The organism is Brevibacillus sp. HB1.4B (assembly GCF_013284285.1).
Lineage (GTDB): Bacteria > Bacillota > Bacilli > Brevibacillales > Brevibacillaceae > Brevibacillus > Brevibacillus porteri.
In genome coordinates this window covers 260657-280823 of sequence record NZ_JABSUT010000004.1, presented here as the reverse complement: position 1 = coordinate 280823, position 20167 = coordinate 260657, and the positions used below count along the sequence as shown (strand labels likewise).

The window sequence follows — 20167 nt, the reverse complement described above, 5'->3', positions numbered from 1 at the left end:
CCAAAACAACTTTGGCATCTAAACAGGTTCAGTCTACAACACTATTTCCTACAAACAAAGACAGCAGATTAGAGCTCTTACTTCTTCGTAGGAATAATCTCTCCCGTTTTCGCATCTATTCCAATAGTGATAGATTGTTTGGGATCTTTTCCAGTAAACGTAAGGTTATATCTGCTAAATTTGTTTACAAAGTTGTCTACAATATTGGCACTTGAAATCACATAGGATTTTGCTTCTGGACGTGAGGCATAGAATTTATCTACCCCGGATTTTACATTTGGGTATGATAGAACTGTAGCAGCATCCAATGATTGTATGGTATAGCTAAGGTTCCCCGTTTTCGAATCTATTGCAAAGTGAAAAAAGTTTTTTGAATCTTTTTCAAGTCTAATAACATACTTATCATACTCACCTTTTGAAACCACATCTTGATAAGCAATGATCTCATAAGATTTTGTTTCTGGAAACTGTGCATAGACGTTATCAATTGCTGCTTTCACAGCCTTGTCGGCAAGAGCTTCGGAAGCTGAGAGCTTTTTGTAAGTTCCTGCATACAATTCTTCGTTTTGAGCTACAGTCTTTTGAGTTGGCTTTTCATTTGCACTTACTACTAAAGCTCCAGATAGGGAAATCGCAGTAGCCAATCCTAAAGCTGCCAAACGTACGGATGTTTTTTTAATGTTTATTTTCATACCAATTCTCCTTCACGTTTATGATTTCTTTCCTAGGTATAAGTTAGAAAAAACTTCTAAAATATAAAGTGGGGTAAACTTAAAATTTTTATTAAAGTTCTTTGGTCATATAGCTTATCCCATGTTTTTGTCCCTTTAGCAAGTTAAATGGTCCTTTGCTTATAACGGTCCGTTTAAAAGACAAAAAATCCCCCTCAAATGAGGAGGATTTTTCCGATTAAGATTACGCTTCTTTTGGCAACACAATTCCACGATAAAGCTGAACCGTGATGTAATAGTAAATCGCATAGATCACAACGAAAATCAGCGTTGGAATCCAGATGTTCAGATACGGATCCAAGAGGATGAACGAGAACATCTCCATACCGATCAATACGTGCATCAGACCGATGATCGCCGGGAAAATGAATACCATGAACAGCTCTTTATAGATCGAGCCTACGAGCAACGATTGACGTACGCCGATTTTTCTCAGCATACTGTAACGGTCTTTGTCACGAGCAGCCCCGGACAAGATTTTGAACATCAGGCAGCTCGCCATCATCGCCAGGAAGGCAATTCCGAGGAAGAAGCCCATGAACATCGTACCGCTTGTGAAAATGTACATGCCCGCATACGTGCTGTATTTGGAAGACGTATATACATCTTCTGCTTTTACATTAACGATAGACCCAATCAGTTGCTTTTGACGTTCATCCATTGCTTTTAATTCCTGCGTGTATTTCAAATAGTCGTCTACCTTAGCAAGGAGAACCTTGTGTTCACTTCCAGCAGTTTGCTCATACGTCGCCTGATCCACAACCAGAATAGATTTGCCCTCAATCATCTGGTAGTTGATAAAATTGGTGAATAAAGCTTTGTCCCAATCCTCAGGAATGGCATCGTATTTACCATTGTCTGCTTTTGACGCACTTACGATATACGCTTCTTTCGGAAGCGGATCTGTCACAAGTTTTGGCTTGTTGTCAGCAGAGTAATTTTGAATGCTGTTCGTGGAAATCATCAGCGGATTTGCCAGCAAGTCTTCCTTCAAGTAGTAATACGCCTTGTCGTCGACTTTGTATCGATACGTATTTTGCTCCAGGACGTTCATTTTTTTCAGCGCCTGATAATCCGCTTCAACCGGATCATGCAGATTCACGTCATACACATGGAACACCGTGGTAAACAAATTGACGTTTTGCTGGAACGCCAAGCCCCCTGCCATCGCCCCGACACCAAGCCCGATCAACATTGCTACTGTACCAAGGATTTTTGTCAGGTTGTTCACCCTAAAGCGCAGCTGTGCAAAGGTAAACGCGTTCAACTTGCTATCATTCAACTTTCTATTTTTCTTCAAAGCCTGTACAAGAACTGGCAGCAACGAGATGAAAATCAAATACGTCCCGATTGTGCAGGAAATTGCCCCTACGATAAAGCCGAGTGCTTGCAGGTACATAAGCAGATGCAAGCATGTGTAGCCCAGAGCCAACAGGATAACTCCAAGGATGGCTACCAATACCGCTCCGATTCCTTTTGACTTGATTTTGTCATTTTGCTGCTCGGCACGGATGAGAGCGAGCTCAGTAGCACGGGCCAGACGAATAGCATTAATCGTGGAGGTGATCAGAAAGAGTACCAGGAAGAATCCCCATGTCATCAACATTGCCGGCAGATAAAAAGCATAGTAACCCTCTGTCGAGATCTCCAACAGATTCATGAGCAAGACACCGATGCCGCTCGCGAGCGCAATACCAACCAGGCTACCGATCACCAAGGAAATGATTCCCATCGTCAATGTTTCCAGGAACAAAATCTGGCTGATTTTCCCCTTCTTCGCCCCTAAGACCATGTACATTCCGAGCTCTTTGCGCCGTAGCGAGAGTAGGAATGAGTTGGCATAGAAGATATAAAAAATCGTGATAAACGCCAGCAGGAACGCCCCTACATTGAAAACGATCTGAATCGAAGAGATCATCGAGTTGTTCTTCGTGTAATCAGAATTGAGGGCAAGCGTCTGGAACATGTAAAAAATCGAAATGGAGATGACCAGACCCACGAGCAGAACCAGATAGTCCTTCATCATCTTCCGCATACTGGACAAGGATAGCTTTAAAAGCATGAAACGTTACCTCCTAGCGTACATCATGTGATGCACCTAGCTCGGCCAGTACATCCAGAATTTGTTTGAAAAATTGCTGACGATCCCCCGTACGTTGAATCTCGGTATACAGCTTACCGTCTTGAATGAACAAGATACGTTTGCAATAACTCGCAGAAAAAGCATCATGCGTAACCATCATGATGGATACTTGGTGGTTCTCATTCAAATCTGTCATCGTTTCCAGCAAGCTTTTGGCATTCTTCGAGTCGAGGGCGCCCGTCGGTTCGTCTGCCAGCAAAATCGCAGGGTCATGCACAAGTGCGCGTGCTGCTGCTGCGCGTTGTTTTTGTCCCCCGGAAATTTGAACCGGATATTTTTGCAAAATCTCTTCGATCCCGAGTGTTTGTGCTACTTTACTTACTTTGTTGCTGATCTCTTTGGAAGGGACACCTTGCAGAGACAACGGCAATGCAATGTTCTCATACACGGACAAATTCTCTAGCAGATTGAAATCTTGAAAGATAAAGCCGAGCTTTTGCGAGCGAAAATCTGCGAGCTGGTCACGCTTCATCTGTGTAATGTTCGTTCCCGCAATTTCAATAAAGCCTTGCGTTGGACGATCCAGTGTGGAAATCACGTTGAGCAGAGTCGTTTTACCCGAGCCGGATGGACCCATGATTCCAACGAACTCTCCTTTATCTATGGTCATCGATACGCCTTTTAGGGCATGCGACTGGCTTTCACCTTTTGTCCCATATATTTTTTGAACGTCTTTCACTTCTAGTACAGCAGTACTCATTCTACGTTCCTCCATTCTATCTATTGGCTAGCGTTCGTTGTTTCCGTCGCTATTAACTGTAACCAAATTCCAGAATCGGAGCTATTGATGTTCCTTACAGTTTTCTTTACATTTTGTAAGGTTTATTTCGTGAGACGAAAAAAAGCCATCCGACGAGGGATGGCTTTCGTGATAAGCTATTTTTTACTTTTGTTCTCTTCATGTCTTTTGATCAGCATATCTACGAACATATCAATATGTGCTGTGATCGCGATTGGGTCATAGCGATAAAATGTATCGTAGTCGTTGTAGAAAATCTGATTGTTTTTGGCAGCAGCGGTCGCATTCCAGACAGCAGACTCCTGTAAGGTTTTCAAGGCTTCGCTATTCTTTTCCGGGTTGTAGAAAGTCACGAACATGTAATCCGCAGCGTATTCTGGCAAGGTTTCCATGGACAGCTGTACGGTTTGTTCTTTGGATTTGCCTGCGTGCGGCATTTTCAGCTTCAATGCATTGTACACCGTTTGACCACCGCGTCCTGCGTTGTCACCGAAGATCCACAAATCTCCTTTGTTGGTCAGCTCGTAGAGACCGACAGTCGCATTCTCATCCACGATACCTTTCAACTTTTCGCGACCCTCGGCAGCCTTCTTGTCAAAGTCTGCAATGAACTTGTCTGCCTTTTCTTTATCGCCAACCACTTCTCCGAACAATTTGACCGTATCGTAAATGTTTGTCGCCGTACCGTACGGGAGATATACTGTTGGAGCGATTTTGGACAAGGCTTCATAATTATCATCATACATGACGACAATGAGGTCAGGAGCGAGCTCTAACGTTTTCTCCACATTGATTCGCGGGCTACCTACGTCCTGCGCATTTTTTAATTGTTCAACAGTAAACGGGCTTTTGAAAGCTTCTGTCTCTGCACCGATGACGTTTCCGCCTACTGCAATCAACTCGCCTGCGTAGTAGTCGGTCACAATACGTTGTGGCTTGTCAGGAATTTGAATCGTCCCTTTTGGTGTTTCGATACTGCGCATTTTGTTCTCAGTAGGGGCTTCTGTTGACTTGTCAGCTGGCTTGGAAGCAGAATCCGTCGCAGGTGCTGACGTTGTCGTATTTGCTCCACCACATGCTGTCAAAAAAAGCGAGAACACAAAAATGACAGCAAGGACAGCTTTTATTGTTTTGTTCGGAATCATGATGAGCCTCCCTTATGTATGTTTGTAAGATAAATGTAAGTAATGATTTTATCGATATTGATTATCATTATCGTCAAAACTATAACAAAGAGTATTTTTACTGTCAATCGCCCGAGCTTTGCGAAAATAGACAAAAAAAATCCCTTTCTGAGAAAGGGATTAGTTACCGGAGCGGCTTTGTTTGATCATATCGTCCATCTTTACAAAGGTGTAGCCTTTGCTTTTCAGGCTTTTCAATACAATCGGGAGTGCCTCAATCGTGTGGATGTCATCGAGCATATGCAGCAAAATGATACTGCCATTTTTCGTCTTGCTCATGACGCCATTTACAATATCTTGGGCACTGTTTTTCTTGTCCCAATCCAATGTGGTGACATCGTACAACGCAATGACCTTGTAACCCGTGGCTGCAATCACTTTGGCTGTATGATCGTCTACTACGCCAGTCGGCGGACGGAACAGCATGACAGGCTGCTGTTGAATCGCTTCGGTAATCACCTGGTGTGCTTTGACCACGTCCTTCTGCAATTCCTCCGCTGTCAGCGTCGTTATGACCGGATGGTTATAAGAATGGTTTGCCACATCATGACCACCCTCCACCATCGCTCTCGCCAAATTCGGGTTGTTCTCCACCCCTTTTGCTCGCAAGAAGAAGGTCGCTTTGACATCATGCTCTGCCAAAATGTCTAATAGTTTCGTTACGGTTTTGTCGCTTCCCCAGTCGTCAAAGGTTAACGCGATCTGTTTTTTATTTGTGTCGACTTGATAGACGAGCTCATACTTGGCATTTTCGAATTGCGGATTCAATTTTACTGCGTCAAAGCCTGGTATTTGTTCCAGCGGCTTGCGTTCACTGCCGTTTTTCACCATCTCACTGAGCGGGACAAACTGGTAGCCGATATCCGCTGCTGCCTTGGCGATCAATGGAATGGCAGGAATCACCTCAGGATTGATGTCTGTATTGAGTGAGATAATGCTACCTCTGGACATGTAGCGAGCTATGTAATCTCCGATGGTTTTGGCGTCTTTCTGCAAATCACGGTCCTTCGGGTTGATATTGTAGCTGACGACCGCTTCCATCCCGAGATGGGCGGCTGCCAAACGAACGTCATCCGTCACATCGCCAGATTTGGTTCGCACATAGCGAGGCGAAATACCCGTCTCGCGTTTGATTACCTCATTACTCAACTGAATCTCCCGATAGATCTGCTCGTAGCTGAGCTTGCTCATGTCCAGTTGATTCAGTGTGTTGTTTTGGATTTCATGACCGCGGTTCAAAATTTCCTTGGCGATGTTTGGTTCCTCGGCGACACGCATGCCTGGTAGAAAAAAGGTTGCTTTGATCTTATGAGCATCTAGCTGCTCCAAAAGACTTTTCATCATCTTATCATCGCCCATGCCGTTAAACGTCAGAGCTAGTTCCTTGCGCCCCGTGTATACTTGAGACAACACCTTACTTTTTTCACCCGTGTAACGGGTAATTTTCTGTTTCTTCTCTATCTTCTGGCGCTCAGTGGATTCATCTTTGCTCGCAAACATCGAGCATCCGGAGACGAGCACGACTGTCATGAGCAGGACAATCCCTTTGCACAGTTTGGTGGAAATAATCATTTATGACTCCTTATCAATCGCCATAACTAAAATTATACTCTGTTTGGCATTTTTGGTAGAGTAGATAATTTTTCCATTTGATAACAAAAAGAGGCGGATCTGCTCCGCCTCTTTTTTCTTCCATTTCTGCTTACTCCTGAATACTCACCTTGCCGCCATCCGCAAGCAGCGTCTGTCCTTTTACCACGACTTTATCTCCATTTGCTAGGCCAGATACTACTTCAATCAACTCGCTTGTCGAGTTGCCCGTCGACACTTCCACTTGCTTGGCTATTTCCCCTTCTAGCTTGAACACATATTGTCTGCCTTCACGATCAAATACCGCCTTGCGAGGAATGACCAGTGACTTCGCTTCTTCTGATCCTTGTGGGAAAGTAACATTCACGACCATATCGGACTTCAATTCATTGGAAGCATTCGGGATCGTGATTTCTACTGGATAGGCTTTGAGCTGCGAATCCATGACCGGACTAATTGCCGTTACATTTGCATCAATCGTTTTGCCTGTAGACTGCACGTATACTTTGACAACTGTTCCCACTTTTACTTTCGTCACATCTGCTTCGGACAAATTCGCTTTGACCACAAGTGGATTCGTTTTGACGACAGTCACAATGGGTTGCTGTCCTGTCATCTGTCCTACTGCTCCAGTCACGCTTGCGACAAATCCGTCGATTGGGGAGACAACCGTTGCATTCGCCAATTGCTCGCGAGCATTTTGCAGTCGGACCTGTGACTCCGTTACGCTCGCTGCCGATACTTGCACACCTGTTTTTTGTTTCGCGCCTTGCAGCTTCTGCTGTGCATTGTCGTAGGAAATTTGGGCTTTTGTGAGCGTTGTATTTGCCTCTTCCATTTTCTCAGTAGCAATCGCTCCCTCTGCAAGCAGCTTCTGATTACGTTGTTGATTCAGTTTGGCGTCAGCAAGCGCTCGTTCTGCTTCCGTCAAATCATTTTGTGCTTCCACCAAACTTTGGTTAGAGGTGCTGCCTGCTTGGGTTAAGTTCGCTTTTGCCACACTAAGAGATGCTTCTTGTTCTCTTACACTGTTAGACAGCTCATTCGTATCGAGTGTAAACAATAATTGTCCTTTTGTTACGGCCTGACCCAGCTTTACTGGGAGAGATGCAATTTTCCCGCTAGCTTTTGGTGACATTTGGACTTCCTCACTCGGTGCCAATTTTGCTGTCAGTCCAGACTCAGATGTGACCACACCTTGTGCCACTGTTGCAACCTGTACAGGGGTAACCGTTTCTGCTGGTTGGGCAGCAGTCGTCGTCGCATCCTCCTGGCTTGCGCAGCCTGTGATCAAGGTAAGGGAAAGTAGCGCCACAATCGCGATTCTTTTATTTATGATCATGAATGGTTCCTCCTCTTTTCTCATGCATTTGTCGATTCCAAAGTGGTAAGGCTTTTCTTTTCCTGCTTTTGCTTGCGTTTGTTGCGTCTCTTTTGTCCCATCTCATCAAACCATACGGTAACGACAGGTACGAGTATCAGTGTGATCATGGTAGAGAAAATCAAACCGTACATGACGGTAGTAGCCATTGGCGCTTGCAGTTCTAAACCAGACCCAGCAGCAACGGAGAGCGGAGCAATAGCCATAATCGTCGTGAGGGTTGTCATCAAAATCGGGCGCAGACGAGCAGGCCCCGCATGTAAAATCGCTTCATGTAACTCCCAACCCTTTGCACGCAACTGGTTGATCAAGTCGATTAACACAATCGCATTGTTCACAACCAGACCGATCAGCAAAATGTACCCGATCAAAACAGATACGGTAATAGGCGTACCTGTAAACAAAAGCCCCAATATGACCCCAGTAAGGCTCGGAGGAACCGAGAACATGATGATAAATGGACTAAAGAGTGATTCAAACTGAGCAGCCATGACCATGTACACAAGCACGACGGACAAGACAATCGCGAGACCCAGATTCACAAAAGAATTTCCCATATCCTCGCTTTGCCCGCCCATTTCGATGGTGTATCCGTCCGGAACATTCAGCTTATTGATAATACTCGTAATTTCCGTCGAGGCCGCTTGCAGGTTATCCCCGATCAAATCGCTTGTGACCGTCACTTCACGCGTCATGTTTTTGCGCTCAATTGATGGCGGTACATCGACTTTGCTGATGGTCGCTACGGATGTGAGGCTGATTTGAGCGCCCGTCGGCGTGGAAATACGCAAGTTCTTCAAGTAATTAATATCTTCCTTATAGTCTTCTGGCAGCTTGAGATTGATATCAATTTCATCTTCGCCCGTACGATACTGGGTAACCGTTTGACCCTGGAAAGAAGTTCGCACAGCAGAAAGGATTTCATTTGTTGTCAATCCGTACAAACTTGCCTTCTCTGTATTGACCTTCACATCGAACTCCTGACTCATTTCCTGAACACTGGTAGATACGTTCATCGTTCCCGGTACCTTGGCTATTTCCCCTTTCACAATCTCGCTCAGTTCCGTTAAGACGTCCAGATCATCTCCGCGAATTTCAATCGAGATAGCTGGTCCGCCCCCCATACCACCGGAAAGGAATTTCACCTTGATATCTGCTCCTGCAATATGCTTGACTTGCTCTTGCAAACTCACAGCAATTTCCTCTGTTGATCGCTTTCTTGTAGAAATCTCTCCAATTTGCAGATCGATCGTGGCGTTATGAGAAGTAGATGCACCGCTCTCTGAAATACCGTCGCCACCCCCGACCGAGGACTTGACCAATTTCTTTTCTGGCACTTGATTGACCACTTCTTCTACCTGCTTCATTACTTTTTCAGTTTCCGTCAAGACGGTACCCTTTGGCAGCTTGATCTCTACCTGGATTAATCCTTGATCCATATCTGGGAAAAATCCTGCGCCGAGAGATGGAACTAGCATTAAGGAGCCAATCAACATGGCAAAAGCAGATCCAATCACCGTTTTTCGATGACCCAATGCCCATTTGAGCACCCTTTGATAGCCTTTTTCTACTTTATGGAACCCGATATTAAACCAGATCAACGGATTGATGCCTCGATAGTTTTCGTGATTCGTATGCTCCGGTATTGTTTTTAACATACGAGCACTCATCATCGGAACCAGCAAGAACGTGAAAACGAGTGCTGCGATGTGTGAGAAAACGACCGTCAAAGCTAACGGTGCGAACAGCTCAGCAACCAGACCTTGTGTCAGTGCAATCGGTAAGAATACGCAAATTTGTGCCAATGCGGAAGCCATTACTGCCGTTCCTACTTCTTTGGAACCGACCAATGCCGCTTCCATCATGCTCTTACCCTGTTCCCGCTGACGGAAAATGTTTTCCAGCATAACGACCGCAAAGTCTACTAATGATCCCAATCCGAGTGTGAGACCTGCTAGGGAAATCAAGTTGATTGTTTGACCCGTCATGTACATCAAGAGGAAGGTCGATATGATCGATACAGGCAGGACAATGACCGCAATGAGCATAGACGACAGACTGCCCAAGAAGAAGAACAGCATGAGTACACCAATGGCACCACCTGCCAGAGCATGTACCACCGTGTTGTCAACAGAGCTCTGGATGTATGTGGAGGTATCGAAAACGATACGTGTTTCTACATTTGCTGGAAGCGTGCTATTAATCTTCTCTAGCTCTGCCTTTACGTCTTTCGCGATTTTGATCGTATTGCCTCCGGTGCCTTTCATCACAGCAACTGCCAAGCTCGGCTTTCCATCAACGTAGCTCAGCTCGGTCACTTCTTTGATCGTGTCTGTTACTTTCGCGATATCGCTTAATCGGATGAAGCTTCCACCGACAGAGATCGGAGTGAGTGCAATGGTGTCCACATTGGTGAATTCTCCTTGCACGCGGATACTGGTCTTTCCGTCACCTTCCCGTATCGCACCAGCTGATCCAGATACATTGCTGTTTTCTAGTGCTGACTTTATTTGATCCAATGTCAATCCATAGGCAGCTAGTTTGGCGGGGTCCACGATGATGTCGACGATTCGCTCTTGCCCACCTGTCACAGTGACAGAAGCGACACCGTTAATTCGTTCCAAGCGGGATTTAATTAAATCATCTGCGACTTTTTTCAGTTTGTTGACATCTTGATCGCCAGTTACAGCCAGGTCAATAATCGGCTGGCTCGTCGGATCAAATTTCAACACCCTTGGTGAACCAGCTGATTCAGGCAAGCTCCCTCGGACCAAATCTACTTTATCTCGCATATTCAGCGTCGCTTGATCCATGTTTGTTCCCCACTTGAAATGGAGGATGACCGAGGATGAGCCATTAACAGAAGTTGATGTGATCTTGTCTAAATTCGGAACCGTGCCTAGAGCATTTTCCATCGGTTTGGTAACCAGCTTTTCTACCTCAGCTGGAGCCGCCCCCTCTACAGAGGTAACAACTACGGCGACCGGAGAAGTCAGCGATGGCATCAATTCAATAGCCAAGCGAGGAAAGGTAACCAAACCAAAAATGAAGATCGCTACGGATATCATAATCATCGTGACCGGACGTTTAATGGACAGTTCTGATAAATTCAAAATTTTCTCACCTCTTCTTTTGTAGAGAGCTCAGCGTATCAGCTCAGTATTTCTTTCTCCAAAATAAGCGCGCGCAAGGAATGCAGCGATGCAGGTGTGCAAGCACTTCCTTCTTGTCCCGTCCAATTCGCTGGCACACGCTCCGTCAATGCTGCCCACACAATTCTCCGATCCGATTTATCACGAAATCTGCGCACCAAGTTCATCTGTTCCAACCGACTGATTAAACCTGAGGTCGTACTATACGAAAGATCAATCGCCTTGCTGATTTCTCCCATTGTTTTCGGGCTGATCGCGATTTGCTCCAGAATGAGAACTTGTTGCCAGGTGATATCACTTGAATCCAATGCTTGCATGGAAAGCGTGGAAAACACGGTGCTCGTATCCCGTAGAATCTTCGCTAACTGAAACAGTTCGTTCATAAAAGCCTCCTACCCATTCTCTATTTTTCGGACTATCGTTCGGGGAGTTCCCCTCCACAGATCACATTGTACTTATACGATTCGTCCCCGAAGTCTATCGGGTAGTCAAATTGTGGAATTTGATTTTATCTATCCAGAGATAGAAGACCGTACACCCGGAGATAGACGACAGCGCATGCTAAAATGAAACTATAATGGGTACGTATTCCAAGAAAGGAGGTTGTCTTCTTGAACGCTTCAACTGCATCTTTACGTTCACGTTTCCTGCTTATTTGTTTTTTTGTATTGTTCTCATTTTTTCTCATTCCAACTGCTTACATGCATGAACCCACCATTCCCTTTATCATCACTCTGATCATTATCTTCTGCTTCCTGCTGGTGTTTCTCAGGCCCCAAAAAAATTGGAGACCTTTTCAAAAAGACATCGCCATTATCGTTCTTGGTACCGTGTCATTTATAAAGGTTCTATATGTAGGAGAAGAGGTCGGTCTATCCTTGCCATTGGTAGCTTTTATTGGATTTCACATTCTTGAACGCCGCCGATTGTACTATGCGATTTTTTTTGGCGCATGCTCCTTTTCTCACATGTTCTTTTATAAAGACTATATTTTTGAGGAGGTAGTAGGCTATGTCGTGGCCTATATCGGATGGTATATCGGCGCACGAGGATTATCTCTTCAAAAGCAAGCAAAGGAATCGAGTCAGCAGCATCTGAAACAATTGCAAGAGGCGCATGTTGAACTTCAGGAAGCTCATTCTGAACTTCAAGCAGCCTCTGTGAATACACTCCGTGCCGCTGTCCTGGAGGAGAGGACCAGAATCGCCCGTGATGTTCACGACGCCTTGGGACACAGTCTCACATCGTTAATCGTTCAATTGAATGCCTTGAAATACATGTTGCAAGGCGGACCGAGTGACGCACAGGAGGCTGTGCGAGACATGCTTTCGGTATCCAAGCAAAGCCTCGATGATATACGCTCGTCTGTACATACATTAGCCGCAGACAAATCCTCTCTAGGAATCTCACCGCTGCGTATACTCTTATCACGAGCCCAACAGCATACCAACATCAAAATGCATTTGATCAGTCCCAATCCAGATATTCCGCTCTCACAGCAGATGACCATTACGCTTTACCGGATTCTCCAAGAAGCTATTACCAATTCCATTCGACATTCGAATGCAACAGAGATTTTCATCTCGATTGAAAAAAAGCAAAACTTCCTATTCCTGTCTATTTGGGACAATGGGAATATTACGAATCATCATCAAATCAAACTAGGCTTTGGTTTAACAGGTATCGCAGAACAAACCAAGCAATTAAATGGAGACCTTTCCTATTCCATTCGAGAGCCCCACGGCTTTCAAATTGATATCAGCTTTCCGCTTTGGTAAACAAATAGCGATCTATACGGAGGAATGCCAGCATGGTAAATAAAATCAAAAAAGAGACCATTCGTGTGGTCCTGGTCGATGACCAAACGATGATCCGTCAAGGATTGGGGTATGTCATAAAAATGCAGAAGGATATGGAAGTAAGCGGAGAGGCTTCCAATGGAGAAGAAGCCGTGAAGCTCGTAGGAGAAGTCATTCCTGATGTAGTCTTAATGGATGTACAGATGCCAAACATGTCAGGAATCGATGCAACCAGAGAAATCACTCGACTCCATCCTTCGATAAAAGTATTAATCCTCACAACCTTTGACACGTACGATTACATCGTAGACGGTATTCGGGCAGGTGCTATCGGCTATATGCTAAAGGATTCCGATTCACAGGATATGTTGGACCTCATTCGCAGGGCCCATCAAGGAGAGGCACTTTTCTACACGGCTACTGCTGCCAAGGCTCTAGCGGAGGTTCTACAGTGTCAACAAAAGAATCACGAGTCTGCCTCTCATTCTGACTCTGATGCTGAATCTGTACTTCCCCCTCTTGTCATGTTAGATCAGTTGACCGATCGAGAGCAGGACGTACTAGAGCAGCTATCCTACGGCAAACGGAACGATCAAATTGCGCAGCACTTGCTCATCTCCGAGGGAACCGTCAAGACGCATATCCATCGGATTTTGCAGAAAATGGGCGTAGAAGATCGTACACAGGCAGTTGCCAAGGCGATCCGGTATAAAATCGTGAAATAATAAAGGAAACGCAAAAAAGCCCAAGCATATAAGCCATGCTTGAGCGTTGACAGCTGATTGGAATAGACTGCAGCTATTCCATACTCCGTACCTATCCGATCTCCACTTCCAACAACGGCAATACTCTTCCAGGGAACACAGTAGACACGATTTCTCCTACTCGCTTTGCTCCCCTCGACAAGTAAAACGGTTCTGCGTACGGGTCACTATGGATGGTGATGACTGAGATTTCTTGCTTTTGTGCCACTTCTACCATATGCTGCCACAGAGCCTTTCCGTAACCTTTTCCTACTACCTCCGGTTCCATGAACAAAAAGCCTAACAGCCACTGCTCTTGCTCAGCATCCTTTTCCAAACTCATGAAGCCCTTGATGCTGCCCTCATCCTCTAGCACATATACTTCGTGTTTCTCGATATAGGCAGGTGATAGCGTCAGGTCGTCACGACAGGCCTCCATGAATTCATCACTGTATCCCCAATAAGCTTTGGAGCGATAGGCTAGCTCGCTCAGTTCGCTTGCTTCTTGTCCTTTTGCTCTGCGAATGTTCATCTTGACCCTCCCATTTATACAATTTTTGTAAACCATCTAGCGTTTACCTGATTCTTCACGTACAAAAAGAATCCTTCCCGCCCTCACGCACAAAAAAATGGTCATCGCAATGGACGACCATTTTTCCTCTCTTACTTTGCTTCCTTTTGACGATAGACTTCCTTCCCTTCAACCAAGGTCAGCACGACTTTCGCATCCTTGATTTGAGTGGCCGGAATTTTGAACAAGTTTTTATCGAGCACGATGAGATCTGCCTTCTTGCCGACTTCGATCGAGCCTGTGATATCATCCACGTGGTTGGCGTAAGCACCATTAATCGTGAAGCTGGCGATCATTTCAGCAAGCGTCGCACGTTCTTCTGGATTGGCGATTTTGCTCGGATCGGTTACACCATCCTCGATCCGCGTAATGCCTTGTTGAATGCCGTGCAGTGGATTGAATTCTGGCGTTACGATGTAGTCCGACGAAGAAGCTACATGCACCCCTTTATTCAGGAAGCTCTTCATCGGGTATTCTTTTTCTGCGCGTTCGCGGCCCAAGTACGGTACTTCGATCTCATCGTAGTAGCCCTCTTCCTGCATAAACCAGAACGGCTGCACGATTCCGACTGCCCCCAGCTTTTTGAAGCGCTCGATGTCTGATTCGTTGACCAGTTGCAAGTGAACGAGCGAGTGGCGAGCATCGTGCTTGCCATTTTGTTTTTCAGCGAGCTCCATACCGTCCAGTGCAATGCGGGTAGAAGCATCACCGATGGAATGGACGTGCAATTGGAAGCCTGCCTTGTCTACTGCGGCAGCTGTTTGATTGTAAACCTCTTGCTTCCAGATTAATTCTCCGTTTGTTTCTTTATGGACATACGGTTTTTCCAAGTAAGCGGTAGCGCCTTCTACGACACCATCCAAGAAGATTTTGACGGCGTTGACTTGGAATAGGGGGTTTTGATTGCGCTCACGGATTTTTACGAATTCTGCGACCTGTTCAGGTCCCTTTTCCGGATTCGCTGTCAATGCATTGCGGAAGCGGATGGTCAGCTTGTCCTCTTTCGCGAGCTCCTCGTATGCTTCCAATACGTTCGGATAGCGCAGCATATCCGGGTCGCGCACTGTAGTTACACCGCGTTCAACCGCTTTTTCTTGGTAAGCTTCAATTCCGGACTTGTATTGCTGTACGGTGTATCCGCCGATTTTTGACAGTACCAGATCCATGGCGCTTTCACGCAACGTTCCAGAAGGTTCTCCTGTTTTCGGATCGCGCTCGATAATGCCGCCTTCAGGATTTGGCGTATCCTTCTTGATTCCGGCCAGCTTCAACGCTGCCGAGTTCACCCACAAAGAATGTCCATCATCCGAGGTCAGTGCGATTGGAGTCTTTGGGACAATTTTATCCAATACTTCCTTGCGTGGACCGATACCAGGTACTACCGGATTGCTCCAGCCGCGGCCTTGCAATGTTGGTTCGTTTGGATGCTCTTTTACGAATTTCTCGATGGTTGCAACATATTCCTCGACAGAGCCTCCGTCAAACAAATCAATGGAGAAAATGAGTCCCGTCGTTTTACTCGCATGCGTATGGCTGTCGATAAAGCCCGGCAACACCATTTGACCTTTCAGATCGATTACTTTTGTATCCTTGCCGATGTGTGCTTTCGCATATTCATCTGCGCCGACAAAGACGATTTCGTCACCGCGAATGGCCACTGCCTCTGCCCAGCTGTTCTTCATGTCCACTGTGTAGACCGTACCGTTGGTTAGCACGACATCTGCTGGCTGTTTTGTCTCTTGGGCGGCAAAAGCCGACATCGGGCTCATCAGCGCTGTGGCGAGCATTGCGCTGGTTAATTTTTTCCCAAACACGTTCAAATCCCACCTATCTATTTATCTAAGATGAAAAGAATGCCAAAACTGATTGTAGCATCGCAACTCTGAAAATTCCATGAAATCCGGTCGAAAATTAGTATATTTTCCCGATTGATGGCGAAATCACTCACATATTGACTAATGGAATTGGTCAAATTGGTAAAAGGTTGATTTTGACTTCCCTGCATGATTCGATGTATACTCGTAAATGTTTTAGGGGGTAAACATTTTATCACATATATAATTAAATAGTGAAAACAGGAGAGGGTACTATGCCAAGCCAAGTCAATTTTGAAGAGCTTTATATTCAACTCCAACGAAAAGTTTCGGCTGAGTCACACAAGCGTCTGGACCCACTCGTGTCAGGATCACAAGCCATGCTTTTGCGAATTCTAGATATGAATGGTCCGCAGAAAGCATCTTCTATTGCAGAACGTATGAATATTACCCCCGGAGCCGTTACGAGTCTCGCTGATAAATTGATTGCTTGCGGCTATGCCACGAGAAATCGTGACAATACGGATCGCCGCGTCGTACAACTGGACATAACCGATCAAGGAAAAGAAATCCTACAGCAATACAAAGCTGTGGTGAGGAACACCATTGAACAGTTTTTTGCCGGCGTATCTGATGAAGACAAGCAACACTTAGTCCGCATCTATCGCCAGGTTCTGAAAAATATAGAGCAACAAAGAGAGGAGCATCAAGATTGCAACAGCTAACAGAGAAAAAGAAAGTGACGATTATGATCGCGATTATTACAGCTATGTTTTTCGCCGCGATCAACCAGACTATTATCGGAGTTGCCATGCCGCGTATTATTTCGAAGCTGGGTGGCATGGATTACTATTCGTGGGCGATTACGATTTATTTGCTGACCTCCACTGTCGCTTCTGTGCTGGTTGGGAAGCTCTCCGATATATATGGAAGAAAACCATTTATATTGACGGGTATCGGGTTGTTTAGTATCGGGGCCTTGTTGTCCGGGTTTTCTACCGACATTTTCCAATTAATTACGTATCGTGGCATTCAAGGAGCAGGTGCCGGGATCATCATGTCTACTGCCTTTACCGCTATGGGTGATCTGTATGAACCTCGCGAGCGCGCAAAGTGGGGCGGAATCATGAGTGCCGTCTTCGGCGTATCCAGTGTGCTTGGTCCTCTGATGGGTGGCTATATCGTCGACCATCTCGACTGGCACTGGGTGTTCTGGATCTTCTTACCGATTGGCGTAATTGCCTTTTTGTTGATCATGATTCATTTCCCAAAAGTACCGAAGCAAGAAGGAGAGTCTGTCGACTACTTCGGCTCGCTGTTCTTGACGCTCACCATCGTCCCCATGCTGCTCGCCTTCTCATGGGCAGGAGATGGTCCGGGCAAATACGCTTGGGGCTCGTGGCAAATTATTGGTTTGTTTGCCACCACAATTGTTGCGTTGATCGTGTTTATTATGATTGAAATGAAAGTAAAAACGCCTGTACTTCCACTGGGCTTGTTCAAAAACAGTATTTTTACTGTCTCCAATCTGGTCGGATTCTTCCTGAATGCCGGGATGATGGGCGCGATCATTTATGTGCCGTTCTTTGTCCAAGGGGTCAAAGGCATCTCTCCGACGATGGCCGGTTATGTGGCGATGCCGATGTCTATCGCCATGCTCGCGACCTCCGCAATCGCCGGACAAATCATGACCAAGACAGGAAAATATAAAAAGATGGCGTTGGGTGGACTTCTCGTCATGACCTTGGGCATGGTACTGATGTATTTCATGTCTCCAACCACACCGATTTACTTGCTCGTGATCTACATGGTCATTCTCGGATTAGGGATCGGGATTGCGATGCCGGTCTTCTCCTTGACCGTGCAAAATGCTGTCGCACCACAGCAATTGGGTGTCGCTACAGCAACGTCGCAGCTTTTCCGCAACCTCGGTGGGACCATTGGAATTGCTGTCATGGGAACCGTCATGAGTGCCAGCATGTCTGCGAAAATGACGCAACTGTCGGGAGCCATGGGTCAAGGGAACAATCCCGCAGCAGCCGATCCTGCTCTGGCAGAAAAGTTGGCGCTCTTTACGAATCCACAAAATTTGTTGGATCAGCCGAAAATTGAAGCCACGCTGGCTAGTCTGCCACCGGATTTGCAACCGCTGTTTACTCACATGCTGGATATGATCCGGGAAGCGATGAGCTATGGGATTACGACTACGTTTTTAACTGGAGCGATTGTAGCGGGAATCGCTGTCATCATCGCGCTGTTCCTGAAGGAAATTCCACTACGTAGTGGGAAGATGGGACAGAAGCCAGAAGGCGAAGTAGAAAAGGCTTAATAGGAAAAGGAAGAGGGCACTTGTCCTCTTCCTTTTTTCATGGTGTATGGATTTGCTGTATGAGCCACTCTCTCGCTTCCTCCTCTGCAAGAATGACTGGCTGCTCCAAGGTACCGATATTTATGCTTTTGATAAAAGCTTCTTCTATACCTGTTACCCCTTTTAGTTGTGCTCCTTGAAACAATACTTCTTGGAACCAGGAAACACTGATATCTACACCTTCCAAATTGGCATCACGAAAGTCGGCTTGAGAAAAGAGCGCGTTCACTAGCTTTGCATGCCGTAAGTCTGCTCGGGCAAACACAGTTTCGAAGCAAGAGCTTTTGACGAAGGTCGCCCGTTGCAAATTGGCACCTGTAAAATCTGCATAGTCTGCCTCGCTTTTGGTGAAAATGGCATTTTCCAAATTCGCTGATTGAAAGGTAGAGGAAAACAGATGTGCCGCATAAAAATCTTTATCCTTTAGATTCATTCCGTCAAAAGTACTGGCGATCAAACGAGATTGGTCCAAAGGGTACTCTGCTACGTCTATGGAGCGAAAGTCTACTTCATCAACGACTAATCTCTCACCCGTTTCCCCAATCGAATCAATCCATTGCTTGTGCAAATCTAATTGCTTCAGAACAACCCTGCAAGGTAAAAGCAAACACAATCTCCTCCCCTTCTATCTGCACATCATAATGAGCCTGATGTTTGTCCAGCACGGCTTTGACGATGGATAGTCCTAGTCCCGTTCCGCTAAGCTGTTTGCTACGAGACTGCTCGATCACATAAAATGGCTCCCAAATTTGCTTCAATTGCGCGGCATCTATACGTCCGACCCCATTTTTGATCGAAAAAACGACGGTATCCCCCGTCTGTCTGATCGAAATATCAATGCGTCCATTTGTCGTGTACGTGACAGCATTGCCAAACAGATTACCGAGCACCATTTCCAGCTTGTCACGATCAGCCCACACACAATCATCCGCATCCGATTCCTTTTGGATCGTGAGCTGGATTGCTTCCTGCTGGATAAGCAGCTGGTATTTCTCCAAGGTTTGTTCCAGCACTGCATGAAGAGAGACGGCCGTAAACGAATATTGGTCTGTTTGGTAGCGGGACAATTCCAGCAGCTTATTGACCAACTCCGCGATACCGTCTGTCTGCTTTTCAATGACGGTCAGAAAGGTTCCGTCATCCAGGCCATCCCTGATACCCGCTGTATACGCCTTAATTAGAGCCAGTGGCGTTTTTAACTCATGAGAAATATCCGAAATAAACGTACGCAGATTCCGGTTTCTCGCTTCCAGCTCTTCGTGAGCGCGTTGGAGCTTGTCACTCATCCGGTTAATACTCTGGGCCAATTCCTCTATCTCATCGCCCGTCCGAATGTCTGCTTTTTGAAAACGCAGATTGGAAATCTCCTCCGCTGTATCCTTCAGCTGTGCGAGTGGGTCAATCATCCGTTTGGCAAACATCCCGCCCACGACAACGGTCAAGAGCAACGCCCCCAGAAAAATATACGTATTGAACTGATTCACAATGCGAATCGTATCACTGGAATACGCAACCGATTCACTGATCGCGAAAACCACTCGCTCCTTCATCATGAACCGGACGAGTACATTCGATTTCAATTTTTCTTGCATATACAGCTTGTTTACGTATTCGCCATCCTGTAAGGAAGCAACAGTCTCCTCCGTGACCCAAAACTTGCTGAGCGGTAATCTTTTTTGGGCAAAAAGCGCGTGCAGAGCTTCGTTCAAATCATCGTTGTTTCCCGTATATGAGGCATACACAATCGTGACGCGATATTCATTTTCAAGCCGTTCGATCTCTTTTTGCAGAGCATCTGCCGTGAATTCTTCCATCTGGGAAGTAATCGCGGACAACGTATTTTTCTTCTCATACAAAAAATACTTCGGCAAAAAGAACGTGTTAATGAGAAAAGACAAGACGTACACGACAGCAACCACAATGGCAATCTGCACAAACAGCCGCCGCCCCAT

At 45.9% G+C, this 20167-nt stretch carries 16 protein-coding genes; 4 read left to right on the top strand and 12 right to left on the bottom strand.

Features of this window, described 5'->3' with window-relative positions; translation table 11 throughout:
- Positions 1 to 77: 77 nt before the first annotated feature.
- From HP398_RS11915 to HP398_RS11880, 8 genes are all read right to left on the bottom strand, one after another.
- Entirely contained in the window at positions 78 to 692 is a 615-nt protein-coding gene (locus HP398_RS11915; RefSeq protein ID WP_017249905.1) for a hypothetical protein, read from the bottom strand.
- Between the two features lie 223 nt (positions 693 to 915).
- Positions 916 to 2793 (bottom strand): FtsX-like permease family protein, encoded by a 1878-nt coding sequence (locus tag HP398_RS11910; RefSeq protein ID WP_173622677.1) that lies wholly within the window; start codon positions 2791 to 2793, stop codon positions 916 to 918.
- A gap of 13 nt (positions 2794 to 2806) precedes the next feature.
- Positions 2807 to 3574 (bottom strand): ABC transporter ATP-binding protein, encoded by a 768-nt coding sequence (locus tag HP398_RS11905; protein WP_017249903.1) that lies wholly within the window; start codon positions 3572 to 3574, stop codon positions 2807 to 2809.
- Positions 3575 to 3750: 176 nt separating this feature from the next.
- Positions 3751 to 4758, bottom strand: coding sequence for an ABC transporter substrate-binding protein (locus HP398_RS11900; protein ID WP_173622676.1), 1008 nt, complete (start codon positions 4756 to 4758; stop codon positions 3751 to 3753).
- 159 nt (positions 4759 to 4917) lie between these two features.
- Complete coding sequence (locus tag HP398_RS11895; RefSeq protein WP_173622675.1) at positions 4918 to 6369, bottom strand: polysaccharide deacetylase family protein; 1452 nt, start codon at positions 6367 to 6369, stop codon at positions 4918 to 4920.
- A gap of 130 nt (positions 6370 to 6499) precedes the next feature.
- Positions 6500 to 7729 carry an efflux RND transporter periplasmic adaptor subunit gene (locus HP398_RS11890; RefSeq protein ID WP_017249900.1) on the bottom strand — a complete coding sequence of 410 codons (1230 nt, stop codon included), beginning with the start codon at positions 7727 to 7729 and terminating at the stop codon, positions 6500 to 6502.
- Positions 7730 to 7749: 20 nt separating this feature from the next.
- Positions 7750 to 10881 (bottom strand): efflux RND transporter permease subunit, encoded by a 3132-nt coding sequence (locus HP398_RS11885; protein WP_173622674.1) that lies wholly within the window; start codon positions 10879 to 10881, stop codon positions 7750 to 7752.
- 38 nt (positions 10882 to 10919) lie between these two features.
- The gene (locus HP398_RS11880) at positions 10920 to 11303 is read right to left on the bottom strand and encodes a MarR family winged helix-turn-helix transcriptional regulator (protein ID WP_017249898.1); all 384 of its coding nucleotides are present in this window, start codon (positions 11301 to 11303) and stop codon (positions 10920 to 10922) included.
- A 228-nt stretch (positions 11304 to 11531) separates the two neighbouring features.
- Here HP398_RS11880 and HP398_RS11875 point away from each other — a divergent pair, with 228 nt between their 5' ends.
- The gene (locus HP398_RS11875; RefSeq protein ID WP_173622673.1) at positions 11532 to 12698 is read left to right on the top strand and encodes a sensor histidine kinase; all 1167 of its coding nucleotides are present in this window, start codon (positions 11532 to 11534) and stop codon (positions 12696 to 12698) included.
- Between the two features lie 32 nt (positions 12699 to 12730).
- The gene (locus tag HP398_RS11870) at positions 12731 to 13444 is read left to right on the top strand and encodes a response regulator transcription factor (RefSeq protein WP_017249896.1); all 714 of its coding nucleotides are present in this window, start codon (positions 12731 to 12733) and stop codon (positions 13442 to 13444) included.
- A gap of 91 nt (positions 13445 to 13535) precedes the next feature.
- On the opposite strand, the gene HP398_RS11865 is transcribed toward HP398_RS11870, so the two are convergent.
- Together HP398_RS11865 and HP398_RS11860 are read right to left on the bottom strand one after the other, a co-directional pair.
- Positions 13536 to 13994 carry a GNAT family N-acetyltransferase gene (locus HP398_RS11865; protein ID WP_173622672.1) on the bottom strand — a complete coding sequence of 153 codons (459 nt, stop codon included), beginning with the start codon at positions 13992 to 13994 and terminating at the stop codon, positions 13536 to 13538.
- Between the two features lie 131 nt (positions 13995 to 14125).
- A complete protein-coding gene (locus HP398_RS11860) occupies positions 14126 to 15847 on the bottom strand; it encodes an amidohydrolase (RefSeq protein WP_173622671.1) in 1722 nt (573 codons plus the stop codon).
- A 275-nt stretch (positions 15848 to 16122) separates the two neighbouring features.
- Between HP398_RS11860 and HP398_RS11855 the strand changes: the two genes are divergently transcribed.
- Positions 16123 to 16572, top strand: a complete 450-nt coding sequence (locus HP398_RS11855) for a MarR family winged helix-turn-helix transcriptional regulator (protein WP_026043190.1) — start codon at positions 16123 to 16125, stop codon at positions 16570 to 16572.
- Positions 16560 to 18176: a DHA2 family efflux MFS transporter permease subunit gene (locus tag HP398_RS11850; RefSeq protein WP_017249893.1), complete on the top strand. Its 1617-nt coding sequence runs from the start codon at positions 16560 to 16562 to the stop codon at positions 18174 to 18176. Before HP398_RS11855 ends, HP398_RS11850 begins: the two co-directional genes overlap by 13 nt.
- Before the next feature lie 37 nt (positions 18177 to 18213).
- On the opposite strand, the gene HP398_RS11845 is transcribed toward HP398_RS11850, so the two are convergent.
- Both HP398_RS11845 and HP398_RS11840 read right to left on the bottom strand, forming a co-directional pair.
- Positions 18214 to 18822 carry a pentapeptide repeat-containing protein gene (locus tag HP398_RS11845; RefSeq protein WP_173622670.1) on the bottom strand — a complete coding sequence of 203 codons (609 nt, stop codon included), beginning with the start codon at positions 18820 to 18822 and terminating at the stop codon, positions 18214 to 18216.
- Entirely contained in the window at positions 18764 to 20167 is a 1404-nt protein-coding gene (locus HP398_RS11840; protein WP_254476052.1) for a sensor histidine kinase, read from the bottom strand. The genes HP398_RS11845 and HP398_RS11840 overlap by 59 nt, the downstream gene beginning before the upstream one ends.

Coding starts and splice junctions, on each gene's coding strand:
- HP398_RS11915 (WP_017249905.1), bottom strand. CDS start 692: ATGAAAATAAACATTAAAAAAACATCCGTACGTTTGGCAGCTTTAGGA.
- HP398_RS11910 (WP_173622677.1), bottom strand. CDS start 2,793: ATGCTTTTAAAGCTATCCTTGTCCAGTATGCGGAAGATGATGAAGGAC.
- HP398_RS11905 (WP_017249903.1), bottom strand. CDS start 3,574: ATGAGTACTGCTGTACTAGAAGTGAAAGACGTTCAAAAAATATATGGG.
- HP398_RS11900 (WP_173622676.1), bottom strand. CDS start 4,758: ATGATTCCGAACAAAACAATAAAAGCTGTCCTTGCTGTCATTTTTGTG.
- HP398_RS11895 (WP_173622675.1), bottom strand. CDS start 6,369: ATGATTATTTCCACCAAACTGTGCAAAGGGATTGTCCTGCTCATGACA.
- HP398_RS11890 (WP_017249900.1), bottom strand. CDS start 7,729: ATGATCATAAATAAAAGAATCGCGATTGTGGCGCTACTTTCCCTTACC.
- HP398_RS11880 (WP_017249898.1), bottom strand. CDS start 11,303: ATGAACGAACTGTTTCAGTTAGCGAAGATTCTACGGGATACGAGCACC.
- HP398_RS11870 (WP_017249896.1), top strand. CDS start 12,731: ATGGTAAATAAAATCAAAAAAGAGACCATTCGTGTGGTCCTGGTCGAT.
- HP398_RS11865 (WP_173622672.1), bottom strand. CDS start 13,994: ATGAACATTCGCAGAGCAAAAGGACAAGAAGCAAGCGAACTGAGCGAG.
- HP398_RS11855 (WP_026043190.1), top strand. CDS start 16,123: ATGCCAAGCCAAGTCAATTTTGAAGAGCTTTATATTCAACTCCAACGA.
- HP398_RS11840 (WP_254476052.1), bottom strand. CDS start 20,167: ATGGGGCGGCGGCTGTTTGTGCAGATTGCCATTGTGGTTGCTGTCGTG.